Consider the following 5,796-nt stretch of genomic DNA (forward strand, 5'->3'; position numbering starts at 1 on the left):
GCACACCAGCGCCATTTGAAAAAGATCGACCCACCGGCATTCGCCGGCGGGGCGGGAAAGTGCGCGATCAACGTATTACCTTGTCACATGGCAGCGGCGGCAAGGCGATGCGCGATCTCATCGACGACGTGTTCGTCGGGAGCTTCGATAATCCGTCGCTGGCTATGCTTGAGGATCAGGCGCGGTTTTCGTTGGCCGAATTGCTGGCGCACGGCGATCGCCTCGCTTTTACGACCGATTCATATGTGGTCGATCCGCTGTTCTTCCCCGGCGGCGACATCGGTACATTGGCGGTCAACGGCACGGTCAACGATCTCGCGGTCAGCGGCGCGAAGCCGTTGTTTCTGAGTTGCGCGATGATTCTCGAAGAAGGGCTGGACGTGGATGTTCTGCGCAAGGTCGTGCACTCAATGCGCGATGCCGCGCTGGCTGCCGGTGTGACCATCGTCACCGGTGACACCAAGGTCGTGCCGCGTGGCAAGGCGGACAAGTTGTTTATCAACACGGCGGGCATCGGCGTCATTCCGAAACAAGTCGAGATCGGCGCAAACAACGCGCAACCCGGCGACGTGATACTCGTCAACGGTCTGATCGGCGATCACGGCGCGGCGATCCTCAACGCGCGCGGCGATCTGGCGCTGGAGACTTCCATCGAAAGCGATTGCCAACCTTTGAACGGCCTGATCGATCATCTATTGGCCGCGTGCCCGCAAGTGCATTGTCTTCGAGACGCCACGCGCGGCGGTGTGGCGACCGTGCTCAACGAATTCGCGCAGGCCGCTTCGGTGAGCATGCGCATTGAAGAACAGGCGTTGCCTATCCGCGAAGAAGTCAAAGGCGTGTGCGAAATCTTAGGACTCGATCCTTTGTACATGGCTAACGAAGGCAAGCTGGTCGCGATAGTGCCTCGCGCGCATGCCCAGACGGCGCTTGAAGCCATGCGCACCCATCCGGCTGGCTTTGAGGCCGCCATCATCGGCGATGTCAACGCCGCGCCGGAAGGTGTGGTGACGATGGCGACCCTGTTCGGCGGCGAGCGCATCGTGGACATGCTGGTGGGCGAGCAACTGCCCAGAATCTGTTGAAACGCGTATGCACGTTGCGATCGGAAAACGCCTTGCGATCGCTGACCGCAGCAAGGTCAGGCATCTCACCTATGCGGGATTGCTTGACTTTCACCAGGGCGATTCGTGGTGGGGCTTAAGCGTCGGTTTTCGCGCACTGCAGGTGGCGGGCAAGGTGCTTTCCAGGGAAAAGCTCTGGGACCGCGAACATCTGCGTATAACCAGCGCCCATCCCGGTCCCGGTGTGCGCGACGCGATCGAGTACGTCACGCGTTGCGTCAGCCGCGGACGATTCCGGCTGGCCTGTTCGCGCGACGAGATTCGATGCAGCCGAAACATGCGCTTCGAGTGGCGGGTGAGCGACGAGCGCGAGACCGTGCGGGTGCGTCTGCGCAGGGGCTTTGTGCCCGATGCGTTTTTTGACCTACTCGACCGGGTTAATACGCCACGAGAAAGCCCGGAAGATCGTCAGCGTTTCGATGACTTCAAGCGCGAGCTGTCGGATCGGCTGTGGCACGTGCGGCTGGAGGACCCCTTCAAGGTCGATTCCTTGGATGTGGACGTGACCGGTCATGCATGAACTGGGCATCACGCAAAGCATCGTCGAGGCGGTCGCCGCACGCGCGGCCGACGCGCGCATCCAGCGTGTGACCGTGGAGATCGGTAAACTCTCCGCGATCCTGCCGGACGCGATTCGTTTCTGTTTCGATATCTGCGCGCAGGGCACGGCGGCCGAAGGCGCGGCGCTGGAGATCATTGCCGTGCCGGGGCGTGGCCGCTGCCGGGACTGCGGGCGCGAGCAGGCGATGGACCATTGGCTGGCGAGCTGCGCGTGCGGCGCAATTGGTCTGCAATGCATCGCCGGAGAAGAACTGAAAATCAAGTCGATGGAGGTGATCTGATGTGCGCGACCTGTGGTTGTTCCGATCATGATGCTGTCACGGTGACCGCGCTGGGCGATGGCCACACCAGACCCGCGCACCGCCACGCGCATCATGCGTCAGACCACGACCACGACCACGACCATGAACACGATCACGGGCATTCTCATGTGGTGCACCATCACGATCACGCAGATCATGGGCACAGTCACGATCGTCATCACGTCCAACACAAGCACGAGCATGCTCACGTCCACTCGCATCAGCACGGCACATTGATCGCGCTGGAGCAGGAGGTGCTGGCCAGGAACAGTCAGCTTGCGGAACGCAATCGCGGCTGGTTCGACGGCCGCAACATTCTTGCGCTGAATCTAGTCAGCTCCCCCGGCGCCGGCAAGACCAGCTTGCTGGAACGCACGATTCGCGACCTGCATGGTGAGCCGGTAATCAGCGTGATCGAGGGCGACCAGGCGACCCTCAACGATGCCGAGCGCATCGGCGGCACCGGCTGCAAGGTGGTGCAGATCAACACCGGCGCCGGCTGTCATCTGGACGCAGACATGCTGGCGCGCGGGTTACGCGAACTCGCGCCGCCGCTGAATTCGGTGGTGATGATCGAAAACGTCGGCAATCTCGTTTGCCCCGCGCTGTTCGACCTGGGTGAGCGCGCCAAGGTCGTGATCCTGTCGGTGACCGAAGGCGACGACAAGCCCGCGAAGTATCCGCATATGTTCCGGGCGTCGCGCTTAATGATCCTCAACAAGGTCGACCTGCTGCCGCACATCAGCTTTGACGTTGAGCGCTGTATCGACTACGCGCGGAGGATCAATCCGGACATCGAGGTGTTGCAGCTCTCCGCCACCACGGGCGAGGGGCTTACGAGCTGGTACGACTGGCTCAAGCGGCAGGTTCAGACCGATAGCTTCACGGAAACGACGCCATGACCGGCGTGCTGCTGCTCGGCTTTCTCATCGGCATGCGCCACGCGGTCGAGGCCGACCACGTGGCGGCCGTGGCCACCCTGGCGACCCGCAGCCGTTCGATCGCCGATGCGGTGAGGCAAGGCGCGATCTGGGGCCTGGGCCATACGCTCACTTTGCTGGCGGTCGGCTCGATCGTTTTACTGCTGAACGCGGTGGTTCCCGAGCGTGCGGCGCAGGCGCTGGAATTTGCCGTCGGCGTGATGCTGGTCGGGCTAGGCTTCGACGTGCTGCGCCGGATGTTGAAGGCGCGCATCCACTTTCACACGCATCGTCACGCCGATGGCGCGGAACATTTCCATGCCCACGCGCATGATCCTGAGGCAGACCACGATCCCGCGCACCACAACCACGAGCACGCGCGGGGCTTTCCGTTTCGCGCCCTGTTTGTCGGCTTGATGGACGGCATGGCGGGTTCGGCCGCGCTGATTCTGCTCACCCTGGAGACGGTAAGCTCGCCGGCCGTCGGCATTACGTATATCGCCTTGTTTGGCGTCGGTTCGATCGCCGGCATGGCGGCGCTGTCCGTAGTGATCGCCGTGCCTTTGCGCTACTCGGCGCATGGGCTCACTCGTCTGCACAATGGAGTGCAGGGTGTGATCGGCGTGGCGACGGTCATGCTGGGCGGCATGTTGATGTATCAGGTCGCGTCCTGATCAGGGTTCGTTTCGTTCGATCGACCCTCAGTCTGTCGCCGACCAGTTAATCTCGCGAGCGGTCTGTTCCCCGACCACTGTAAAGCGCAGGCTCGCTGCCATTTGGGATACGTTCGGCGCGTGCGGAATCCGCACAGCCATGATCTCGGCGCGCGTCTGCGGGTATTGCGGCTTGCGATCAGGCTCAGCATAACCGTGCGGATAAAGTGGCGCCCCGCCGGGCGCGTACTTGTCGGTCGCGCCGATCATATGCAGCAGCTCGTGCGCGATGACGATGTTGTTCTGATCCGTTTGCGCGGGCGCCGCGAACGCATGCACCACGCCCAGCAGACCCTTCTCCAGGCCCAGCGAGTGCGCCAGCCGCTGACCTGTTTTCGGCGCGTGATAGAGCACGAACATCCGCACTCCGTTCGCGCCATGATCGTCGTCCGATGTGCTCCATAGCGCCCACAGCCGCAGCCGCAGGCTCCACAGCATGACGTTGACCACGTTCGCATCGGACGCCGGCGGCGCGGGCGGTATGGCCTCGACTTCCGCGCCCGGCCGCGTGGTCGTCGGCGTGGAGGTGATGATGTCGTAGCGTTCGCTCTCGCGCGCCATGAATGCGTCGATGTCGGCAAAATCATCCGTGCTCAAAGCCGCGATGTAATCCGCCGTGGCCGCGTCCCCATCGGCGTTGATGGGATAGATCGTTACGTGCAGCGGCGTGTACCAGCCGCGCGAAACCAGGCGTTGCTCCTGCGTATAGATCGCGGCCGCCGCCAGGATCATCAGCAGCACGAGGATGCGCAGACTCCGGTAAGAAAAAATCTTCATGCGTGCTAAATCTTATCCGCGGCCATGCCGGTTGTCGCGCATGGCGGTGCTTCGGGGCAGGCGCAAACGCCATCGCGACTAAAGCCGGTCTGGTGTAGTGTAGATGCCTTGTGAACACGGTCATCAAAGCCGCTCTGGTTTCAATCGGCACGCTCTTCGTGGCGCTGGGGTTTATCGGCATCTTCGTGCCCGGCCTGCCCACCACGCCATTCCTGTTGCTCGCGGCTTGGTGCTACGCGCGCAGTTCCGAGCGCTTTTATCACTGGCTGCTCACCAACCGCTGGTTCGGCGAGTATATAAAAAACTATCAGGGGGGCCGCGGGATGCGGCTGCGCGACAAGGTCGTGGTACTGTTAATGATGTGGACCACCATGGGCTGGACGATCGTGTACATCGTGCCCGTCTGGTGGGGCAAGCTGATGCTGCTCGCGGTCGCCGTTGGCGTTACCGTTCACCTGCTGCGCATCAGGACGTTAGTTCCCGGAACGCAGGATAGCCTGCCCCATACGGCGCGCGTTTCCGATGAACTGGACTTCGATCGGAAGTAGGCATGGTGAATCTCGGACATTGAAACGCGCCGGGTAAGCCGATGATGAAAACCTCCGAAGAAGCTCGCCGGAAATTACTATTCGCATGGCCGTTCATCGTTGACCAATGCCGGAGCGTATTGAGTTCGGAGCTTCATTATCAGGCAATGGTCTACAATTGCTTGCGAGCACATGCCGACGTGCCACTTAGTCGGGTTGGCATGAACGTAAAAATGATGGTAGATGATCCGGTTTCTGAGTTATTCAAACGATACATGACGCGTAGACATGAGCTTTATCGGGGCTGAGCCAATTCCGGGCGTCCTGTTTTCGCCCGATATCGCTGGCGACTGGCGACGCAGAAGCAGTAAATCGACACTCAAGGCTTTGCTTCTCGCGATCGAGATCCAGGCGTCCGAGCGTGCTCAAAGCTGGCTGAGGTCCGGCGAAATCATGCGCGATATCGAAAAGCTTGCGGCGCATGTGGAGGAGGCAAATGCCAGGAAGACGAATTTTGCGCCGGTGATGCTGGTAATCGATACCGCGCCCGATCCAGTTGAACGCATGACGCACACAGGCCTTAAGCAGTCGATGAATCACGCTGCCGCCTTGCCAGTGGGTTTCATGTACATCTCCCGAGACAGCACGGAAGACACCGTCTCGGCATTTAGAGAGCGCGCGTGAAGTAAGCAAAGTGTTTTACTTCCGCCTGCGTTTTGACTGACACATGGGTTGCGAGCATGAAAGTTCCATGCGCGCGTCGCCGTCGCGCAGGCGGATTAACAGCGGCCCGGCGCCCGCCAGGACTTCGGTGCCCCGAGTGTGATAGTGATTGCCGCGAATCGCGCCCGGTTCGGTCAGAACCATATGCA

At 61.3% G+C, this 5,796-nt stretch carries 8 protein-coding genes; 7 read left to right on the forward strand and 1 reads right to left on the reverse strand.

Annotation, left to right across the window (positions count from 1 at the left end; translation table 11 throughout):
• The first annotated feature begins 38 nt into the window (after nucleotides 1–38).
• From hypE to H0V34_08080, 5 genes are read left to right on the forward strand one after another with little or no spacing between them, the layout of a single operon-like run.
• On the forward strand, nucleotides 39–1,085 hold the full coding sequence (gene hypE / locus H0V34_08060; protein ID MBA2491643.1) for a hydrogenase expression/formation protein HypE: 1,047 nt from the start codon (nucleotides 39–41) through the stop codon (nucleotides 1,083–1,085).
• 7 nt (nucleotides 1,086–1,092) lie between these two features.
• On the forward strand, nucleotides 1,093–1,644 hold the full coding sequence (locus tag H0V34_08065) for a hypothetical protein (GenBank protein MBA2491644.1): 552 nt from the start codon (nucleotides 1,093–1,095) through the stop codon (nucleotides 1,642–1,644).
• Entirely contained in the window at nucleotides 1,637–1,966 is a 330-nt protein-coding gene (locus H0V34_08070; protein ID MBA2491645.1) for a hydrogenase maturation nickel metallochaperone HypA, read from the forward strand. The genes H0V34_08065 and H0V34_08070 overlap by 8 nt, the downstream gene beginning before the upstream one ends.
• Nucleotides 1,966–2,889, forward strand: coding sequence for a hydrogenase nickel incorporation protein HypB (gene hypB, locus H0V34_08075; protein ID MBA2491646.1), 924 nt, complete (start codon nucleotides 1,966–1,968; stop codon nucleotides 2,887–2,889). Before H0V34_08070 ends, hypB begins: the two co-directional genes overlap by 1 nt.
• Nucleotides 2,886–3,581 (forward strand): urease accessory protein, encoded by a 696-nt coding sequence (locus H0V34_08080; GenBank protein ID MBA2491647.1) that lies wholly within the window; start codon nucleotides 2,886–2,888, stop codon nucleotides 3,579–3,581. The genes hypB and H0V34_08080 overlap by 4 nt, the downstream gene beginning before the upstream one ends.
• 27 nt (nucleotides 3,582–3,608) lie before the next feature.
• Here H0V34_08080 and H0V34_08085 read toward each other — a convergent pair whose 3' ends face one another.
• On the reverse strand, nucleotides 3,609–4,397 hold the full coding sequence (locus H0V34_08085; protein ID MBA2491648.1) for a hypothetical protein: 789 nt from the start codon (nucleotides 4,395–4,397) through the stop codon (nucleotides 3,609–3,611).
• A gap of 110 nt (nucleotides 4,398–4,507) precedes the next feature.
• Between H0V34_08085 and H0V34_08090 the strand changes: the two genes are divergently transcribed.
• Together H0V34_08090 and H0V34_08095 are read left to right on the forward strand one after the other, a co-directional pair.
• Nucleotides 4,508–4,945 carry a YbaN family protein gene (locus H0V34_08090; protein MBA2491649.1) on the forward strand — a complete coding sequence of 146 codons (438 nt, stop codon included), beginning with the start codon at nucleotides 4,508–4,510 and terminating at the stop codon, nucleotides 4,943–4,945.
• Between the two features lie 267 nt (nucleotides 4,946–5,212).
• Nucleotides 5,213–5,608, forward strand: coding sequence for a hypothetical protein (locus H0V34_08095; protein MBA2491650.1), 396 nt, complete (start codon nucleotides 5,213–5,215; stop codon nucleotides 5,606–5,608).
• The last annotated feature ends 188 nt before the right edge of the window (nucleotides 5,609–5,796 follow it).

The organism is Gammaproteobacteria bacterium, from assembly GCA_013696315.1.
Classification (GTDB): domain Bacteria; phylum Pseudomonadota; class Gammaproteobacteria; order JACCYU01; family JACCYU01; genus JACCYU01.

Excerpts from the sequence above, each read along its gene's own strand:
- H0V34_08065 (MBA2491644.1), top strand. The coding sequence starts at position 1,093 with ATGCACGTTGCGATCGGAAAACGCCTTGCGATCGCTGACCGCAGCAAG.
- H0V34_08070 (MBA2491645.1), top strand. The coding sequence starts at position 1,637 with ATGCATGAACTGGGCATCACGCAAAGCATCGTCGAGGCGGTCGCCGCA.
- hypB (MBA2491646.1), top strand. The coding sequence starts at position 1,966 with ATGTGCGCGACCTGTGGTTGTTCCGATCATGATGCTGTCACGGTGACC.
- H0V34_08080 (MBA2491647.1), top strand. The coding sequence starts at position 2,886 with ATGACCGGCGTGCTGCTGCTCGGCTTTCTCATCGGCATGCGCCACGCG.
- H0V34_08085 (MBA2491648.1), bottom strand. The coding sequence starts at position 4,397 with ATGAAGATTTTTTCTTACCGGAGTCTGCGCATCCTCGTGCTGCTGATG.
- H0V34_08095 (MBA2491650.1), top strand. The coding sequence starts at position 5,213 with ATGAGCTTTATCGGGGCTGAGCCAATTCCGGGCGTCCTGTTTTCGCCC.